20 protein-coding genes are annotated in these 16,587 nt (G+C 64.0%); 16 read left to right on the top strand and 4 right to left on the bottom strand.

What is annotated here, in order from left to right:
• Positions 1–7: 7 nt before the first annotated feature.
• The 3 genes from CDO81_RS17245 to merR all read right to left on the bottom strand — a co-directional run bounded on the left by CDO81_RS17245 (position 8) and on the right by merR (position 1,848).
• Positions 8–589: a type I restriction-modification system subunit M N-terminal domain-containing protein gene (locus CDO81_RS17245; RefSeq protein ID WP_088484437.1), complete on the bottom strand. Its 582-nt coding sequence runs from the start codon at positions 587–589 to the stop codon at positions 8–10.
• A 37-nt stretch (positions 590–626) separates the two neighbouring features.
• Positions 627–1,220 (bottom strand): recombinase family protein, encoded by a 594-nt coding sequence (locus CDO81_RS17240; protein WP_088484436.1) that lies wholly within the window; start codon positions 1,218–1,220, stop codon positions 627–629.
• A 193-nt stretch (positions 1,221–1,413) separates the two neighbouring features.
• Complete coding sequence (merR, locus tag CDO81_RS17235) at positions 1,414–1,848, bottom strand: Hg(II)-responsive transcriptional regulator (protein WP_005798840.1); 435 nt, start codon at positions 1,846–1,848, stop codon at positions 1,414–1,416.
• 71 nt (positions 1,849–1,919) lie between these two features.
• On the opposite strand from merR, the gene merT reads away from it, so the two are divergent.
• The 7 genes from merT (at position 1,920) to CDO81_RS28500 (ending at position 5,688) form a co-directional block, all read left to right on the top strand.
• Complete coding sequence (gene merT, locus CDO81_RS17230) at positions 1,920–2,270, top strand: mercuric ion transporter MerT (RefSeq protein WP_005798838.1); 351 nt, start codon at positions 1,920–1,922, stop codon at positions 2,268–2,270.
• Between the two features lie 13 nt (positions 2,271–2,283).
• Positions 2,284–2,559 carry a mercury resistance system periplasmic binding protein MerP gene (merP, locus tag CDO81_RS17225; RefSeq protein ID WP_004178136.1) on the top strand — a complete coding sequence of 92 codons (276 nt, stop codon included), beginning with the start codon at positions 2,284–2,286 and terminating at the stop codon, positions 2,557–2,559.
• A 27-nt stretch (positions 2,560–2,586) separates the two neighbouring features.
• On the top strand, positions 2,587–3,012 hold the full coding sequence (merC, locus tag CDO81_RS17220; protein WP_000522996.1) for an organomercurial transporter MerC: 426 nt from the start codon (positions 2,587–2,589) through the stop codon (positions 3,010–3,012).
• 38 nt (positions 3,013–3,050) lie between these two features.
• On the top strand, positions 3,051–4,736 hold the full coding sequence (merA, locus tag CDO81_RS17215; RefSeq protein ID WP_005798829.1) for a mercury(II) reductase: 1,686 nt from the start codon (positions 3,051–3,053) through the stop codon (positions 4,734–4,736).
• Positions 4,737–4,753: 17 nt separating this feature from the next.
• Entirely contained in the window at positions 4,754–5,119 is a 366-nt protein-coding gene (gene merD, locus CDO81_RS17210; RefSeq protein WP_005798827.1) for a mercury resistance co-regulator MerD, read from the top strand.
• Positions 5,116–5,352 (top strand): broad-spectrum mercury transporter MerE, encoded by a 237-nt coding sequence (gene merE, locus CDO81_RS17205; RefSeq protein ID WP_005413392.1) that lies wholly within the window; start codon positions 5,116–5,118, stop codon positions 5,350–5,352. Before merD ends, merE begins: the two co-directional genes overlap by 4 nt.
• 132 nt (positions 5,353–5,484) lie before the next feature.
• On the top strand, positions 5,485–5,688 hold the full coding sequence (locus tag CDO81_RS28500; protein WP_005413391.1) for a DUF3330 domain-containing protein: 204 nt from the start codon (positions 5,485–5,487) through the stop codon (positions 5,686–5,688).
• Between the two features lie 38 nt (positions 5,689–5,726).
• Here CDO81_RS28500 and CDO81_RS17195 read toward each other — a convergent pair whose 3' ends face one another.
• Positions 5,727–6,158 carry a recombinase family protein gene (locus tag CDO81_RS17195; protein WP_071038015.1) on the bottom strand — a complete coding sequence of 144 codons (432 nt, stop codon included), beginning with the start codon at positions 6,156–6,158 and terminating at the stop codon, positions 5,727–5,729.
• A 1,324-nt stretch (positions 6,159–7,482) separates the two neighbouring features.
• Between CDO81_RS17195 and CDO81_RS17190 the strand changes: the two genes are divergently transcribed.
• The 9 genes from CDO81_RS17190 (at position 7,483) to CDO81_RS17150 (ending at position 16,585) form a co-directional block, all read left to right on the top strand.
• The gene (locus tag CDO81_RS17190; RefSeq protein WP_017406218.1) at positions 7,483–8,445 is read left to right on the top strand and encodes a chromate resistance protein ChrB domain-containing protein; all 963 of its coding nucleotides are present in this window, start codon (positions 7,483–7,485) and stop codon (positions 8,443–8,445) included.
• Between the two features lie 39 nt (positions 8,446–8,484).
• Complete coding sequence (locus CDO81_RS17185; protein ID WP_088484434.1) at positions 8,485–9,681, top strand: chromate transporter; 1,197 nt, start codon at positions 8,485–8,487, stop codon at positions 9,679–9,681.
• Positions 9,682–9,742: 61 nt separating this feature from the next.
• Positions 9,743–10,651 (top strand): Fe-Mn family superoxide dismutase, encoded by a 909-nt coding sequence (locus tag CDO81_RS17180; RefSeq protein ID WP_005797796.1) that lies wholly within the window; start codon positions 9,743–9,745, stop codon positions 10,649–10,651.
• 4 nt (positions 10,652–10,655) lie between these two features.
• Positions 10,656–11,114, top strand: coding sequence for a chromate resistance protein ChrB domain-containing protein (locus CDO81_RS17175; protein ID WP_005797792.1), 459 nt, complete (start codon positions 10,656–10,658; stop codon positions 11,112–11,114).
• A 24-nt stretch (positions 11,115–11,138) separates the two neighbouring features.
• Positions 11,139–11,519 carry a hypothetical protein gene (locus tag CDO81_RS17170; protein WP_013722014.1) on the top strand — a complete coding sequence of 127 codons (381 nt, stop codon included), beginning with the start codon at positions 11,139–11,141 and terminating at the stop codon, positions 11,517–11,519.
• A 72-nt stretch (positions 11,520–11,591) separates the two neighbouring features.
• Positions 11,592–12,494: a DUF1259 domain-containing protein gene (locus tag CDO81_RS17165; protein ID WP_088484433.1), complete on the top strand. Its 903-nt coding sequence runs from the start codon at positions 11,592–11,594 to the stop codon at positions 12,492–12,494.
• Positions 12,491–12,913 (top strand): hypothetical protein, encoded by a 423-nt coding sequence (locus CDO81_RS17160; protein ID WP_239009612.1) that lies wholly within the window; start codon positions 12,491–12,493, stop codon positions 12,911–12,913. Before CDO81_RS17165 ends, CDO81_RS17160 begins: the two co-directional genes overlap by 4 nt.
• Before the next feature lie 46 nt (positions 12,914–12,959).
• Positions 12,960–14,786, top strand: coding sequence for an ABC transporter ATP-binding protein (locus tag CDO81_RS17155; RefSeq protein ID WP_005797782.1), 1,827 nt, complete (start codon positions 12,960–12,962; stop codon positions 14,784–14,786).
• Positions 14,783–16,585 (top strand): ABC transporter ATP-binding protein, encoded by a 1,803-nt coding sequence (locus CDO81_RS17150; protein ID WP_026063012.1) that lies wholly within the window; start codon positions 14,783–14,785, stop codon positions 16,583–16,585. Before CDO81_RS17155 ends, CDO81_RS17150 begins: the two co-directional genes overlap by 4 nt.
• Positions 16,586–16,587: the final 2 nt, after the last annotated feature.

Genomic DNA, 16,587 nt, shown 5'->3' with positions numbered 1-16,587 from the left:
TGCGCGCTCACGCACCTCGGGCGAGAACTTGTTCGACTTGCTCATGGCTCAATCCTCTCAGAGTGTTGAGCCTCCTCGAAACCCGGGGCGATTCACGACTGCCGTGCTGCTTCGGATCGAACTTGAGCCGTGCGACGACAACCATCAGGTCGTTCAACTTGCCAGGGCCGAGCGCCAAGCGCGAGAACTCGCGATACAGCACGCCCTTCAGACTTGGATTCTCAGCCTCGATGTCGCCCATCGCAGCGTCGAGGAGCTGCGGCAACTCAGGGTCTGTGCCTTGCTTCAGCAGCACGCCGAAGTGAGAGCCCGGCGGCACCCAGAACACGTTGTCCTGGTCGTAGAAGGTCTTGTCGGTGACGAAGCTGGCTTCGGCCTCTTGGCGCGTTGCCTTGTCTTCGATGTAGATGTCCGAGGCCGGATCGGCGAGGCGCTGTCGGATCACCTCCGCGTGCGCGTCGAACAGGTCGGAGACGTACTTGAGGAAGACGAGCCCGAGAACGGGGTACTTGTACTCGGCCGCTGAGACGGAACCGCGCAGCTTGTTCGCCGCATCCCACAGGGTCTTCTTGAGTTCTTCGTTGGTCATGGGCGCTGGAAGGGTGTGGTGCGTTTCTTAGAAATGGTCATGCAGGCGCCTTCGTGGCGGCCACCTGGGGGTCCGGAATGCCGGCGCGGGCGAGCGCCGCATTCAGCGTCACGCGGCTCACGCTGAAGTGCTTGGCGACTTCGGCCTTGGTGATCTTGGGGTCCGACAGCATGGCGGCGGCTTTGCGTACGTCGGTGGGTGAGAGCGCCGGCTTGCGCCCACCCTTGCGCCCACGCGCACGGGCGGCGGCGAGGCCGGCGATGGTCCGTTCTTTGATCAGGCTGTGCTCGAACTCGGCCAGGGCGCCGAAGATGTGGAAGACGAGCCGGCCGCCTGAACTGGTGGTGTCGATGGACTCGGTCAGCGAGCGAAAGCCGACGCCACGGTGGTTGAGGTCATGCACGATCTCGACGAGGTCCTTCAGGGATCGAGCCAGGCGATCCAGCTTCCAGACCACCAGGGTGTCGCCCTTGCGGAGGGTGCGCAGGCACGCCGTGAGTTCCGGCCGATCGCGGAAGGCACCGGTGGCGGTCTCGTGAAAGACTTGCTCGCACGTCGCGCCGGCCAGCGCGTCGAGCTGCAGTTGAGGGTTCTGGTCCTGGGTGCTGACCCGGGCGTAGCCGATGATCATCAAACGTACCTTGGCTGTACGTTGATTACTTTACGGTTTCCTTCCGCGCTGAGCAATGGTTTTCGCTGCCGGCGGTGTCATTTTCAGAAGGCGATAGCACGAATTATCAAAAGTCGGCCGCACGGTTTTTTCTGACGGTTGACGTCACCTCAGAAAACGGAAAATAAAGCACGCTTAGGCGTAGTTCCCTTGGCTACACCGCGTCGGTACTGCGCGGTTCTTTCTTCCCTTGCAGTGAAGCAATCAGCGGGCAAGAAACATTCCCCTGCCGCAGGTGGCAGGCACACACAAGTTCGGAAAGCACCGACTCCATACGCGCCAAGTCAGTCATTTTTTCGCGCACGTCCTTGAGCTTGTGCTCGGCCAGACTACTGGCTTCCTCGCAATGGGTGCCATCCTCCAGCCGCAGCAGTTCGGCTATTTCATCCAGACTGAAGCCCAGCCGCTGGGCTGATTTCACGAACCGCACCCGCGTTACATCCGCCTCGCCATAGCGGCGGATGCTGCCGTAAGGCTTGTCCGGCTCCGGCAACAAGCCCTTGCGCTGATAGAACCGGATGGTCTCTACGTTGACCCCGGCCGCCTTGGCGAAAACGCCGATGGTCAGATTTTCCAAATTGTTTTCCATATTGCTTGACTCCGTACATGACTACGGAAGTAAGGTTACGCTATCCAATTTAAATTCGAAAGGACACGCGCATGTCTGAACCACAAAACGGGCGCGGGGCGCTCTTCGCCGGCGGGCTGGCTGCCATCCTCGCCTCGGCCTGCTGCCTGGGGCCGCTGGTTCTGGTCACCTTGGGGTTCAGCGGCGCTTGGATCGGCAACCTGACGGTATTGGAGCCGTATCGGCCGATCTTCATCGGCGCGGCGCTGGTTGCACTGTTCTTTGCCTGGCGGCGCATCGTCCGACCGACCGCAGCCTGCAAGCCGGGCGAGGTGTGCGCGATTCCGCAAGTGCGCACCACCTACAAGCTCATTTTCTGGTTCGTCGCCGTGTTGGTCTTGGTCGCGCTTGGTTTTCCCTACGTCATGCCATTTTTCTACTAATCAGGAGTTCATCATGAAAAAGCTGTTTGCCTCCCTCGCTCTCGCCGCTTTCGTTGCCCCCGTGTTCGCCGCCACTCAGACCGTCACGCTGTCCGTGCCTGGCATGACCTGCGCCTCTTGCCCGATCACTGTCAAGCACGCGCTTTCCAAGGTTGAGGGCGTGAGCAAGACCGACGTAAGTTTCGACAAGCGCCAGGCCGTCGTCACCTTCGACGATGCCAAGACCAACGTCCAGAAGTTGACCAAGGCGACCGAGGACGCGGGCTATCCGTCCAGCCTCAAACGCTGATCCGTTAACCGAACTCGGGAGCGACACATGGGACTCATCACGCGCATCGCTGGCAAAACCGGCGCGCTCGGCAGCGTCGTTTCCGCGATGGGCTGCGCCGCCTGTTTTCCTGCCATCGCCAGCTTTGGCGCGGCCATCGGACTGGGCTTCTTGAGCCAGTACGAGGGGCTATTCATTGGCATCCTGCTGCCGATGTTCGCCGGCATCGCGTTACTCGCCAATGCTATCGCTTGGCTCAATCATCGACAGTGGCGACGCACGGCGCTCGGCACGATAGGCCCGATCTTGGTGCTGGCAGCGGTGTTTTTAATGCGGGCTTACGGCTGGCAGAGCGGTGGACTGCTCTATGTCGGCCTGGCCTTGATGGTTGGGGTGTCGGTCTGGGATTTCATCTCGCCAGCACATCGCCGCTGCGGGCCGGACAGCTGTGAATTGCCAGAACAACGTGGCTGACGGCAACAGCCGTAGCCACCACAGAAAAGGAAAAATACATGACCACCCTGAAAATCACCGGGATGACCTGCGACTCGTGCGCGGCTCACGTCAAGGAAGCCTTGGAGAAAGTGCCCGGCGTGCAATCGGCGCTGGTGTCCTATCCGAAGGGCACAGCGCAACTCGCCATTGAGGCGGGCACGTCATCGGATGCGCTGACTACCGCCGTGGCCGGACTGGGCTACGAGGCAACGCTTGCCGATGCGCCACCGACGGACAACCGCGCCGGCCTGCTCGACAAGATGCGCGGCTGGATAGGGGCCGCTGATAAGCCCAGTGGCAACGAACGCCCGTTGCAGGTCGTCGTCATTGGTAGCGGTGGCGCGGCAATGGCGGCAGCACTGAAGGCCGTCGAGCAAGGCGCGCACGTCTCGCTGATCGAGCGCGGCACCATCGGCGGCACCTGCGTCAACGTCGGCTGCGTGCCGTCCAAGATCATGATTCGCGCCGCCCACATCGCCCATTTACGTCGGGAAAGTCCGTTCGACGGCGGTATCGCGGCGACTGTGCCTGCGATTGACCGCAGCAAACTACTGGCCCAGCAGCAGGCGCGCGTCGAAGAACTGCGCCATGCCAAGTACGAAGGCATTCTGGACGGCAACCCGGCCATCACCGTTGTACATGGTGAGGCGCGTTTCAAGGATGAGCAGAGCCTGGTCGTCCGTTTAAACGATGGTGGCGAGCGCGTGGTAGCTTTCGACCGCTGCTTAGTCGCCACGGGTGCCAGCCCGGCCGTGCCGCCGATTCCGGGCCTGAAAGAGTCACCCTACTGGACTTCGACCGAGGCCCTGGTCAGCGACACCCTTCCCGAACGCCTAGCCGTGATCGGCTCGTCGGTGGTCGCGCTGGAACTGGCGCAAGCCTTCGCCCGGCTGGGCAGCCAGGTCACGATCCTAGCTCGCAACACGCTGTTCTTCCGCGACGACCCGTCCATCGGCGAGGCCGTCACAGCGGCCTTCCGTGCCGAAGGGATCAAGGTACTGGAACACACGCAAGCCAGCCAGGTCGCGCATGTGAACGGCGAATTCGTGCTGACCACGGGACACGGTGAAGTACGTGCCGACAAGCTGCTGGTCGCTACCGGACGGACACCGAACACGCGCAGCCTGGCACTCGACGCGGCGGGAGTCACCGTCAATGCGCAGGGTGCCATCGTCATCGACAAGGGCATGCGCACCAGCACGCCACACATTTACGCGGCCGGCGACTGCACGGACCAGCCACAATTCGTCTATGTGGCGGCAGCGGCCGGCACCCGTGCCGCGATCAACATGACCGGAGGGGATGCTGCCATCAATCTAACCGCGATGCCGGCCGTGGTGTTCACCGATCCGCAAGTAGCAACCGTGGGCTACAGCGAAGCGGAAGCGCATCACGACGGGATCGAAACCGACAGTCGCACGCTCACGCTCGACAACGTGCCGCGTGCGCTTGCCAACTTCGACACACGCGGCTTTATCAAGCTGGTCATCGAGGAAGGTAGCGGACGGCTCATCGGCGTGCAGGTCGTCGCCCCGGAAGCCGGCGAATTGATCCAGACGGCTGTTCTCGCCATTCGCAACCGCATGACGGTGCAGGAACTGGCCGACCAGTTGTTCCCCTACCTGACGATGGTCGAGGGGTTGAAGCTCGCGGCGCAGACCTTCAGCAAGGACGTGAAGCAGCTTTCGTGTTGTGCCGGATGAGGAAAAGGAGGTGTTCGATGAACGCCTACACGGTGTCCCGGTTGGCCTTTGATGCCGGGGTGAGTGTGCATATCGTGCGCGATTACCTGCTGCGTGGATTGCTGCGGCCAGTCGCCTGCACCACGGGTGGCTACGGCCTGTTCGATGACGCCGCCTTGCAGCGACTGTGCTTCGTGCGGGCCGCCTTCGAGGCGGGCATCGGCCTCGGCGCATTGGCGCGGCTGTGCCGGGCGCTGGATGCGGCGAACTGCGATGAAACTGCCGCGCAGCTTGCTGTGCTGCGTCAGTTCGTCGAACGCCGGCGCGAAGCGTTGGCCAATCTGGAAGTGCAGTTGGCCGCCATGCCGACCGCGCCGGCACAGCATGCGGAGAGTTTGCCATGAACAGCCCCGAGCGCATGCCGGCCGAGACGCACAAACCGTTCACCGGCTACCTGTGGGGCACGCTGGCCGTGCTGACTTGCCCCTGCCACCTGTCCATCCTCGCTGCCGTGCTGGCCGGCACAACCGCCGGTGCATTCCTTGTCGAGTATTGGGTCATCACGGCGCTCGGTTTGACCGGCCTGTTTCTTCTGTCACTGGCGCGGGCGTTGCGGGCATTCAGGGAAAGATCATGAGCGCTTCCCGGCCGGATGGATGGACTACGGCGGAGGGCCCAAGCGTTCGAGCGCGGGCAAGGCTTTCTGTTCGCAAAGCCGATGCCGGCGGCGGCATTCGCCGTCTTCGTCAGTCAATGGAGGGGTGCCACCATGAATGCAAATGATCCGACCGCCACCAGTTGCTGCGTGTGCTGCAAGGAAATTCCGCTCGATGCCGCCTTCACACCGGAAGGCGCGGAGTACGTCGAGCACTTCTGCGGGCTGGAGTGTTATCAACGTTTCCAGGCGCGGGCCAGCACTGCGACCGAAACGAGCGGCGAACCGAACGCTTGCGGTTCGCCGCCGTCAAATTGAGACAAACCACGCTTTCGCTACGTCGCCTCATGTCGGCATCAAATTCGGCTGAGTAGCTTCTCGCCATCTGGACGTAGCTCGCCCTTGGGTGAAATATGCCGATACAGGGTCTGCCGCGTGATGCCAAGTTCCTGGCACAGGTCGCCGACCTTGGTCTCTGACTGCCCCATTGCCGCCATCGCCAGCCGCAGCTTGGCGGCGGTCATCTTGAACGGCCGGCCGCCTTTCCGGCCGCGTGCCCGTGCTGAGGCCAGGCCCGCCACGGTGCGCTCGGCGATCAACTCGCGCTCGAACTCGGCCAGCGCGGCGAAGATACCGAAGACCAGCTTGCCGGCGGCGGTCGTGGTGTCAATGGCCGCGCCGTGCCCGGTCAGCACCTTGAGGCCGATGCCGCGTCCGGTCAGGTCATGGACGGTATTGATCAGATGGCGCAGGTCGCGCCCGAGCCGATCCAGTTTCCAAACGACCAACGTGTCGCCTGGCCGTAGTGCCGATGTAGCTGTACCGCTCGGAACGGCTCTCATGCGGGGCATCCGCAAAGATGGACGGGGCCACGCGCCGGATTTGGTCATCCGACAAGGGGTAATCGGAACGCAGCGCCGGGGAATGGGAAGCAAAACGGGATGCAAGCATGTCTTTCTCCTGACTTGGTTGTTGAAGAAAACCGCACACCGGATTCCTAGATTCGGAGCCCAGCCTTTCGGCTGTTCGGTGCGGTCGGCACGAGGAACCTGGTTGGCCCTGTTGCCACCGTCTTTCCTGAGTTCATCGCCCGCGACGGTCAGGAGCGCGCGGACGGGGGCCGTCAAGGAGGCAAGCGCAGGGTTGGTGCGGCCCGCAGCGCAGCGAGGACACGGCCCTGCGCGCCTTGACGGCGCACGGGAGCGGGCTACAGTCGCGGACAAGGTGATGAAGTCAGGGGAGACGGCTGGACAAGGCAACGGCCTTCCCCATGCGCCGACCGCACGGCAAGCGAAGCGCGCAGGCCCGAAGCTGGAAGCCGGGCCGGAGGCGTCAGCCGATCAGCGCGAGGGAATGATGGAAGCCCGACAGGGGCGAAACCCCGCAGGGGGTTCGATGCGCAGCACGACAGCGCGACCGGCCATGTTTCCTGGCCGGGGACGCCCGGACTTCAAGGCTCGATGCACAAGCTCATGCTCCAGGCATCGGGAAGCCGGCTCGGCGGCCTTTGAGGGGCGCCAAGCTCGCGCGGCGGGGATAGCCCGCAGGGCTTTCCCCTGGAGACAAGCAAAGCGCGCAACGCCCCGTTAGGGGCGCGAAGGCATCACGCCGAGTCGTCAGAGCGCAGGCTGGATTCCGACAGCAGCACGATGCGCTGCTCGTCAGTGATGAGTGCGTTGTTCATGGTGAGCTCCTGAAAGGTTGCCGGGCGGAATTGCCCGACCCTTTCGGGGCACTGCGCAGCGCAAGCAGTCAAGGGTCAACGACGGCCGCAGGCCGCAAGAGTGCGAGCACGCGCCGCCCTTGCACGGCGAGAACGCCGTGGCACGATGGAGAAGCAACAAGCCGCCACACCGCGCCACCCAGGCACAGCCGGTATTAGCAAGCGCAGCGCGCAGGCCCGGATCTGCGATCAGGGCCGCAGTTGCGTGAAGGATCGACGCCGCATGGCCGTGATTCGGCACGAAGCACGGGGCAACGCCCGAGAGCCTGACGGCGCCGCGCGCCGACACGCCCCAGGGCGGGGTGCAAATCTTCTGAACCCAGTAGTTACTGTTTTGTAGAGATCGCTACATCATTGCAACGACCGTGACATGGATTTAAGCTGTTGCCATGACTCTCACCTCCGACTCTTGGCTGACCCTCATCGTCAGCCTCCCCTCCGCGAGCGCCACGGCACGCATGCGGATTTGGCGCGCGGTCAAGACGCTCGGCTGTGCCGCCTTGCGCGACGGCGCCTATCTACTGCCCGCCCAAGCCGAACAGGCTGCGCAACTGCAGGTATTGGCCGACGAGGCGCTGCAGGAAGGCGGGCAAGCCTGGCTGCTGCAGGTGCAAGCCCGGAACATGACCGAACAGGCCACCTTTCAGGCGTTGTTCGACCGGGCGGCCGATTACACCCCCTGGCTAGAGGAACTGGCGCAAGCACGCCAGACGCTCTCCGCCCTGAGCGCAGCCGAACTCCAGCGTACACAGCGCAAGCATGCGCGTGCCTATGAGGTCATCCGCAAAATCGACTTCTTTCCCGGTGAGACGTCGATCCGCGCCGACGCCCAGTGGCGCGATTTCGCCAACGCCCTCGAAGCCATGCAGTCACCCGGTGAGCCGCAGCCAACAGCGGGCAACATTGCTCGGCGTGATCGCATGCAGTACCAGGGACGAGTCTGGGCCACGCGCCGCCATCTCTGGGTGGACCGCGTGGCGAGCGCCTGGCTGATCCAGCGCTTTATCGACCCGCATGCGCGCTTTCTGTGGCTGGACGCCCCGGCCGACAGCCCAGCCGATGCACTGGGGTTCGACTTCGACGGTGCGACCTTCTCGCACGTGGGCGAGCGGGTGACGTTCGAGGTACTGCTGGCGAGCTTCGGCCTGGAGAACGATCGCGGCCTCTCGCGCCTGAGCGCGATGGTGCATGCGCTCGATGTGGGCGGGACGGCCACGCCGGAGGCCAGCGGCTTCGAGGCCGTTCTGGCCGGCGCACGCCGACGCTGGCCAGACGACGACGCACTACTGGCCGACATCGGCGGGGTACTGGATTCGCTCCACGCCCACTTCTCCAGCAGCCGCAAAACTTGACGGCTCACCTCAGATCACTTTTTTGTAGAAAGAATCGTCATGAATGAAACCATTCCAGCCGCAGCCATCAGCAGTGGGGCGCCTCGCAGCTATACGCTGTGGCAATTGGTTGCCTATTTCCTACGGCTCGGAGCACTGGGCTTCGGCGGACCCGTGGCCCTGGCTGGCCACATGGACCGCGACTTGGTGGAGCGGCGCCAATGGTTCACCGAGGCAGACTACAAGGAAGGGCTGGCCTTGGCGCAGCTCGCGCCAGGACCGTTAGCCGCGCAGTTGGCCATCTACCTGGGCTTTGTTCACTACAGCTTCCTAGGGGCCACCCTGGTGGGCCTCGCTTTTGTGCTGCCCTCGTTTCTGATGGTGATCGGACTGGGTTGGGCCTATACGCATTTCGGCGGTCTGGGTTGGATGCAGGCCGTGTTTTATGGCGTGAGTTCCGCTGTCATTGGGATCATTGCTGTCAGCACCTGGAAGCTCTCTACCAAGAACATCGGCAAAGACAAACTGCAATGGGCCATCTTTGCAGTAGCGGCGGCGGTGACGATCATCACCCAATCCGAGGAACTGTGGCTGTTCCTGGGCGCAGGCGTTCTCGTGTGGTTGTTGCGCGCGCCGCCGAAATTTATTAAGCCGTCCAGCACGCTGCACAGCAGTGCTATTCCTTTGCTGGCCTTGCTTGGCTTGTCCAACGTCGACTGGACCAAGCTGTGGCAGATCACCAAGTATTTCTTCTACGCGGGCAGTTTTGTTTTTGGTAGCGGCCTAGCTATCGTCCCGTTTCTGTATAGCGGAGTAGTCAAAGAGTACGGATGGTTGACCGATCACCAGTTCCTAGACGCTGTCGCAGTCGCCATGATCACTCCCGGTCCTGTCGTCATCACTACCGGGTTCATCGGCTTTCTGGTCGCGGACTTCTGGGGCGCGGTTGCTGCGGCGCTGGCAACCTTCCTGCCGTGCTATCTCTTCACAGTCCTGCCAGCCCCGTACTTCAAGAAATACGGAAAGAAACCGGGAATCGTGGCATTCGTCGATGGCGTGACGGCAGCCGCCATCGGATCGTTGGCCGGAGCCGTGGTAGTTATCGGGGTGCGCTCGATCAAGGACGTTCCCACGGCGCTACTCGCCCTGGGGACTGCTGCCTTGCTTTGGAAATTCAAGAAGTTGCCGGAGCCGATCGTTGTCGCTGCCGCGGCACTGATTGGGCTGGTCGTCTACCCGCTGGTGACCCACAGCTGAATAGAAGCGAGAGGAGTCCACGCCTTAACCCATGACTTGCCACATTTCTAGGAACACTCCAATGGATTTACAACTACGCCCCCTTACCATCAACCTCGCTGCCCTCAACGGGCTGTCCGAGAAACTCATCCTCAGCCATCACGCGAATAACTACACCGGCGCAGTCAAGCGCCTGGATGCTATTCGCCAGCAACTGGCGCACCTGGATTGGCCGACCGCTCCGGTCTTCATGATCAATGGCCTGAAGCGCGAAGAGCTGATCGCCGCCAATTCCGCTTGGCTCCACGAGCTGTACTTCGACACGCTGGGAGGCGACGGTGCATTGCCGGACTCCGGCCTGGCAGTTGCCTTGGCCCGCGACTTTGGCAGCGTTGACCGCTGGCGCACGGAATTCTCCGCACTGGCCAAGGCCATGGGCGGCGGCTCGGGGTGGGCGCTGCTGTCATGGTCCACACGCGAGGCGCGGCTGATCAACCATTGGGCGGCAGACCATACGAACCTGCTGGCCGGCGCCACACCGCTGCTGGCACTGGACATGTACGAGCACGCCTACCACATGGATTTCGGTGCCAAGGCGGCCGCGTATGTTGACGCCTTCATGCAAAACATCCGCTGGAATGCCGTGATGCAGCGCTACGCTGCCGCCGTCGAGGCTGATGCACTGCCCTGGTCGGCCGCACCAGAGGAAGTCGGCGGTGACCTCCAACTGATCGACGTGCGACGCACGGCAGGCTACGCACAAGCGCCTGATCGCATCGCCGGGGCCATTCGGCGCGATCCCGTGCAGTTGGCAAATTGGAGCCGTGAAATCGATACCTCTAAACCCGTCCTTGTGTATTGCGTGCACGGCCATGAAGTCAGCCAGTCGGTGGCGCTCGCGCTACGAGCGCATGGCCTCGACGCACGCTTCGTGGCCGGAGGCATCGAAGCCTGTCGCGCTGCTGGCGTGACATTTGAAGCAAAGGAGTAGCACCATGAAGTGGATTACACGCGAACGCCCCAAGATCGACCGCATCGCCTGTCCCTGGCTGGTTGCGCGCTTCATCGACCAGCAGGCGGAATTTCTCTATGTGCCGGCCAGCGAGGTGCTGAAAACCGCCAACGCTACCGGCGCCATCCCCTACGACATCCCGAATGTCGAACTAAGCCATGTGGGCGAGCTGTGCAGTTTCGATTCCTTCCTGTCGAAGTACCACCTGGACGACCCAGCGCTGCGCCAGTTGGCCGAGATCGTGCGCGGCGCCGACACCTCCCGGCTCGACCTGACGCCGCAATCAGCAGGGCTCTATGCGCTCTCGCTCGGGCTGTCGCACAACTTTAGCGACGACCACGAAATGCTCCAGCACGGCATGGTGATGTACGACGCCCTCTATGCGTGGTGCCGCGCATGCCAGGCCGAGACACACAACTGGCCGCCGGTCATGCCAGCCTGATCCGCCCAACTGAAAATGCACCAAATGTCCGCAATCCCCCGTCTTGCCTTCGCCACACTCATTCAGTCCCTGAGCCTGGTGGCGGCATCGGCAGCGCCCGGCCCCAGCGAACTCACCGGCGCGCAGATCAAGACAGTCTTCGTCGGCAATGTCATATCCGAAGGCGCGCACTGGTCCGCTTACCTCCTTCCCGATGGACGCACGAAGTCCATTGAACTGGGGCGGCCGCACCAGGGGCATTGGAAGATCGTGGGCAAGGAATTGTGCGTAAGCATCAGCACGGGTGTAGAGCCCGAATGCTGGACGGTACTGCGCAAAGGCAAGGCCTATCTGCTGCGCGCCCACGGCCAAGACCTCTACGAGGTCACTCCGGAACCTCTGTCGTCGAAATACCCGTTCGATTGACCGGCACCTGCCTCGATTACCCGCTCCGGCCAGCCCCCGGAGCTGCATCCCGCCAACTACCAAGGAAACTCCATGCTGCGTCTAACCCTCTCCACACTGGCCCTGGCCGCGGGCCTGCTCACTACAGGCGCCCCGGCCATGGCCCAGGCCATCGACACCGCTGCCATCGAAACGGCCACCGGCCTCAAGGGCAGCTACAACCAGGCGGAAAACGTCTTCAAGGTCAGCAAGCCACGCGACGACGTGAAGATCAATGTCGATCGCTGGACCATGCCACCGTTCATGGGGCTCACCTCCTGGGCCGCGTTCACGCCAATGGGCTCGTCCACCATGATGATGGGCGATACGGTGCTGTTCGAGGATGAAGTCAACCCGGCGATGAGCGTCGCGCTGGACAACGGCCTGGAAGTGACTGCGCTGCACAACCACTTCTTCTTCGACCAACCCAAGGTCTTCTTCATGCACATCGGCGGCATGGGGGATGCACGCAAGCTCGCCACAGGCGTGAAGGCGGTGTACGACCGCATCGCGCAGGTGCGCGCCGCCCAAGGCACGCCGGCCAGCAGCTTCGCGGGCGACATCGCATCGCCAAGCCATGTCACTGCTGCGCCCATCGAGGAGATTCTGGGCAGCAAGGCGCAGGTCAAGGATGGCATGGTGAAAGTAACCCTTGGCCGCACAGCCAAGATGCATGGAACCACCGTCGGCAATGAAATGGGCATCAATACCTGGGCGGCCTTTGCTGGCGACGATGAGCATGCGGTAGTCGATGGCGACTTCGCCATGCATGAAAACGAACTGCAGACGGTCCTGAAAACCATGCGTGGCCAGAGCATCAACATCGTGGCAATCCACCAGCACATGACCCACGAGGAACCGCGCTACGTCTTTCTGCATTACTGGGGCAAGGGCAAAGCCGTGGATCTGGCCCTGGCGGTAAAGAAGGCATTGGACGCGCAGAAGGCTGCGAAATGACGAAGAAAACCTTCAGCTCGGTGCCGCAGCGCCTCCCAAGCAGCCCCACCCGGCACCTCGCGCGCCTCACCGCCGCCGGAGCCGTGTTCTGCGCACTTGCCGCGACTGCCAAGGAGGTGCCGCTGACTGGCCCGCAGATCCGTGCCGCCATCAGCGGCAAGTACGTGACTGATGAACACCATTGGGGGCACAAGTATTTCGCGGACGGGCGCGTCGAACGGTTAGAGAACGGCCGCCAGCGGTCTGCGCGCTGGTCCGTCAAAGGCAATCAGCTATGCCTGCTGCAGCCGGAAATCAGCAAGGACGAACCGATCTGCTACCAAGTCCTGCGCGACGGACAGAAGCTGCAATACAAGGACGATGCGCAGTTCGTTGTGTATCGGGGGCTGGTGCGGCCCATGCCCAAACGAGAGCCGTGAACGGGGGCGCGAATGGCTAAGGATTGCATGCACGCAGGCGACTGACATGGCGCACTACCTCTGGAAACTGCGTCCCTACTACCGGCAGACCGCCGGGCAGCTTGTCCTCGGCTCCCTGGCAGGCGTCGTCATGAACACGGCCGTGGTCCTGCCCGCCGTGTGCCTCGGGCGCGCGATCGACGCCGCGACGCACTTCGCGCAGGGCCAGGCGACGCGCGCGACGCTACTGCAGGCCGTCGCGCTGTTCGCCGCCGCAACCCTGGCCACAGAACTGCCGCGACTGGGCAAGCGCTGGTGGTTGATGACGGCCAACGCGCGCATCCGCGCCAATCTGCGCGCGGATGCGCTGCGCGGGGTGCTCGCCTGGCCGATGGCAAAGCTGACTGCCACGCCTGTTGGCGACACCATGGCGCGCGTCATCGGTGACGTCGAAGTGCTGGGCGTCGGTATCCGCGAGGTGATCGTCGAGACCTGGGACACGCTCCTGTTCTTGGTGTCGTTCTTCGTCGCCATGCTGGTGCTGGACTGGTCATTGACCCTGCGGGCGCTGATTCCCGTGCCCTTCGCGATGGTGCTGGCCTGGGCCGCCGGACGCTTTATCCACCAACGCACGACGGCGGCTCGACAAGCCAACGGCGCGTTGACTGCGGGACTGCAGGAGCAACTGTCCGGCATCCGCGTCGCGAGACTACTGGGGATGAAGCAGGCCGCACAGGCGCGGATCGAGTGGCTCGCAGATGCACAGGCGCACACCAATCTCGCGGCGGCGCGGCCCCGCGCCGGCCTGCCCGCGGTCTACACCACGCTGATGGCGGCCGGCATCGTTCTGGTGCTGTGGCAAGGCGGCGAAAAGGTCATCGCAGGCGCGTGGACGCTGGGGGCGTTCGTGACCTATCTGGACCTTTTTCTGCGCTTCACCGGGCGCGGATTTCGGGTGCCGCAGCTCGTGAACTCGGTGCAAGCAGGCGGCGCAGCCTACGCGCGGCTCGCCCCCTTGCTCGCTGCGGCCCTGCCTGCTCGCGGCGAGCATCGGTTCGCTTCGTTTCGCGCCGGCTACCTGGCCGGAACGACTCCGCGCTCGACTCTCACCGAGCCGGCGTCACGAGTTGAACGCGGGCTCGCCGTATCCCTGCACAACGTGAGCTTCTCTCACGGCAACGCCGACGCCGCCGTCACGGCGCTGAACCAGGTCTCGCTCGAGATTTCGGCAGGCGCGTTCGTAGCAGTGACCGGGCCGGTCGGCTCGGGCAAGAGTGCGCTGGCGAAGGCTCTGCTGGGCCTGTACCCGCTCGCCGGCGGTACCGTTTCCCTGGACGGCGACACGCCCGCACGACATCGCGGTGACATCGGTTACCTGCCGCAGGAGCCCTTCCTGTTCTCGGGTACGGTGCGCGAGAACATCACCATGGGACGTGAGCAGGCCGACCTCGCCACGATGAGCGCCCTGGAAATCGCCGCGCTTGCGAAGGACGTTTCGGGCTTCGAGCACGGCGTCGATGCCGAGATCGGCGAGCGCGGCATTCGCATTTCCGGCGGTCAGCGGCAGCGCGTCGCACTGGCACGCGCGGCGGCGGCGGGACCTCGGCTGCTGGTGCTGGACGATCCGTTCTCGGCGGTCGACGTCGCGACGGAGGCTCAGATCATTGCCAGCCTGCGCGCGGAGTTCGGCCGCGGGGCGCCGGCCGCGCGACAGGCCACCATCGTCCTGTGCTCGCACCGGCTGGCGGCCTTCCCGCAGGCGGATCTCGTCGTCGTGTTGGATGGAGGACGCATAGTCGAACGAGGCTCTCATGAACAGCTGATGCTGGCGGGCGGCCTGTATGCACGGATCTACGCGGCGCAGGTCGCGATGGCACAGCCGGAGGACGCATGACCGCAACACAGTCACAGCCGGCACCGACAACACGCCGAGGACTCACGACCGCCCAGGTGGGCTCGCTACTGGCGCCGCAGAGACGCCTGCTCGTGGCCATCGCAGCCTGCGTGCTTGCCGGTGCGGCGCTGGAGGTGCTGCCGCCGCTCCTCGTGCGGCAGGCCGTGGACGCCCACTTGGCCGTGGGCCGTGGCGACGGCCTGATGCTGCTGGGCGTGCTCTACCTGCTGGTCGTGGCCGGGCAGCAGGCGTTGGGCTTCGCGTCTGCGTACGGCACCGCGATCGCAGCCCAACGGGCGTTGCGCGACCTGCGCGCGCGCCTGTTTGGCCATCTGCAACGGCTGCCTGCGCGCTACTTCGACACGACCCCGTTGGGTGACACCGTCAGTCGCTGCACCGCAGACATCGACACCATCGACCGCCTGTTCTCGTCGGGCATCGCGAGCCTTGTCGCCGACCTCGTGCGACTGGTCACGATCACGGTGACGATGCTCGTGCTCAGTCCCTCGCTGACGCTGCTCTGCGGACTGGCCGTGCCGCCCCTGCTGTGGTTCACGCGCTGGTTCCAGCTGCGGGTATTGGCCGCTGAACGGGCCAGCCGGGAGGCCGTGGGAAGCGTCAACACGGCACTCGTGGAGACCCTCGGTGGCGCGGAGGTCATTCGTGCTTTCGGACGAACGGGGTTCTTCGAGCACCGCTTTCGTGGCGCTCTGCAGGCCACGCAACACGCCTATCTCGCGGCCACACGCTATTCAACGATCTACACGCCGCTGATGGCCATCCTGGCGTCGCTGATCGTCTGCGGCCTGCTGTGGGCAGGCGCCGAGGGCGCGCTGGCGGGCTGGGGTGTTTCTATCGGCACGCTCACGGCCTTCGTGCTGCTGTTTCGCCGTTTCTTCGCGCCGATAACGACGCTGGGCGAGGAATGGCAGACCGTGCAGAGCGCGCTGTCCGGGGCTGAGCGCGTGTTCCAGGTCTTGGCGCTGCCGGTCGAGGAAACACCGGCCGCCCATTCCGTGCAACAGGCCAGGAGCGAACCCGAGCCGTTGATCCAGTTGAAGGATGTGATCTTCGGCTACGTCGCCGATCGCCTCGTGCTGAAAGGCGTCTCCTTGAGCGTTCGCGCAGGCGAGCACGTCGCGCTGGTCGGACGCACCGGCGCTGGCAAGAGCAGCCTGATGCACCTCGCCGGTGGCCTGTATGCGCCCTGGTCCGGTGACATTCACGTGGCGGGCGCGGATCCACGCGCCATGACGGACGAGGAACGCCGTCAGCGCCTGGGCGTCGTGCCGCAGACGCTGCAACTGTTCAGCGGCAGCGTGCTCGACAACCTCACGATGGGCGACGTCCTCGTGACCCGGACTGCTTGCGAAGCCGCGGCCAAGGCAACGGGCGCGCATGCGTTCATCCGGGCACTGCCGCAGGGCTACGACACGCCCCTGGACGCGGGTGAGGCCGGCGCCGCGTTGTCCGCGGGCCAACGGCAATTGCTCGCGCTCACGCGCGCGCTGGTGCGCCAGCCTCGCGTGCTGCTGCTCGACGAAGCGACAGCCGCGATCGACCACGCCAGCGACGCTGCGTTCCGCGCCGCTCTTCGCCGCGACGCGCACGACTCGAGCCGTGCCGTTCTGATCGTGGCGCATCGGCTGTCAACGGCGCTGGAGGCCGATCGCATCATCGTGATCGAGGACGGTCGCATCCTCGAACAAGGCGCGCCGGACGAGTTGATTCGGTGCCGGGGTCGCTTCGCCGCGCTGCTGGCCATGGAGACGGCAGGCTGGGATTGGCATCAACGTTGACG

The organism is Roseateles puraquae (assembly GCF_002205845.1).
GTDB classification, from domain to species: domain Bacteria; phylum Pseudomonadota; class Gammaproteobacteria; order Burkholderiales; family Burkholderiaceae_C; genus Pelomonas; species Pelomonas puraquae.
The sequence above is the reverse complement of the archived record's forward strand: the minus strand, read 5'-3'. Positions and strand labels throughout refer to the sequence as shown.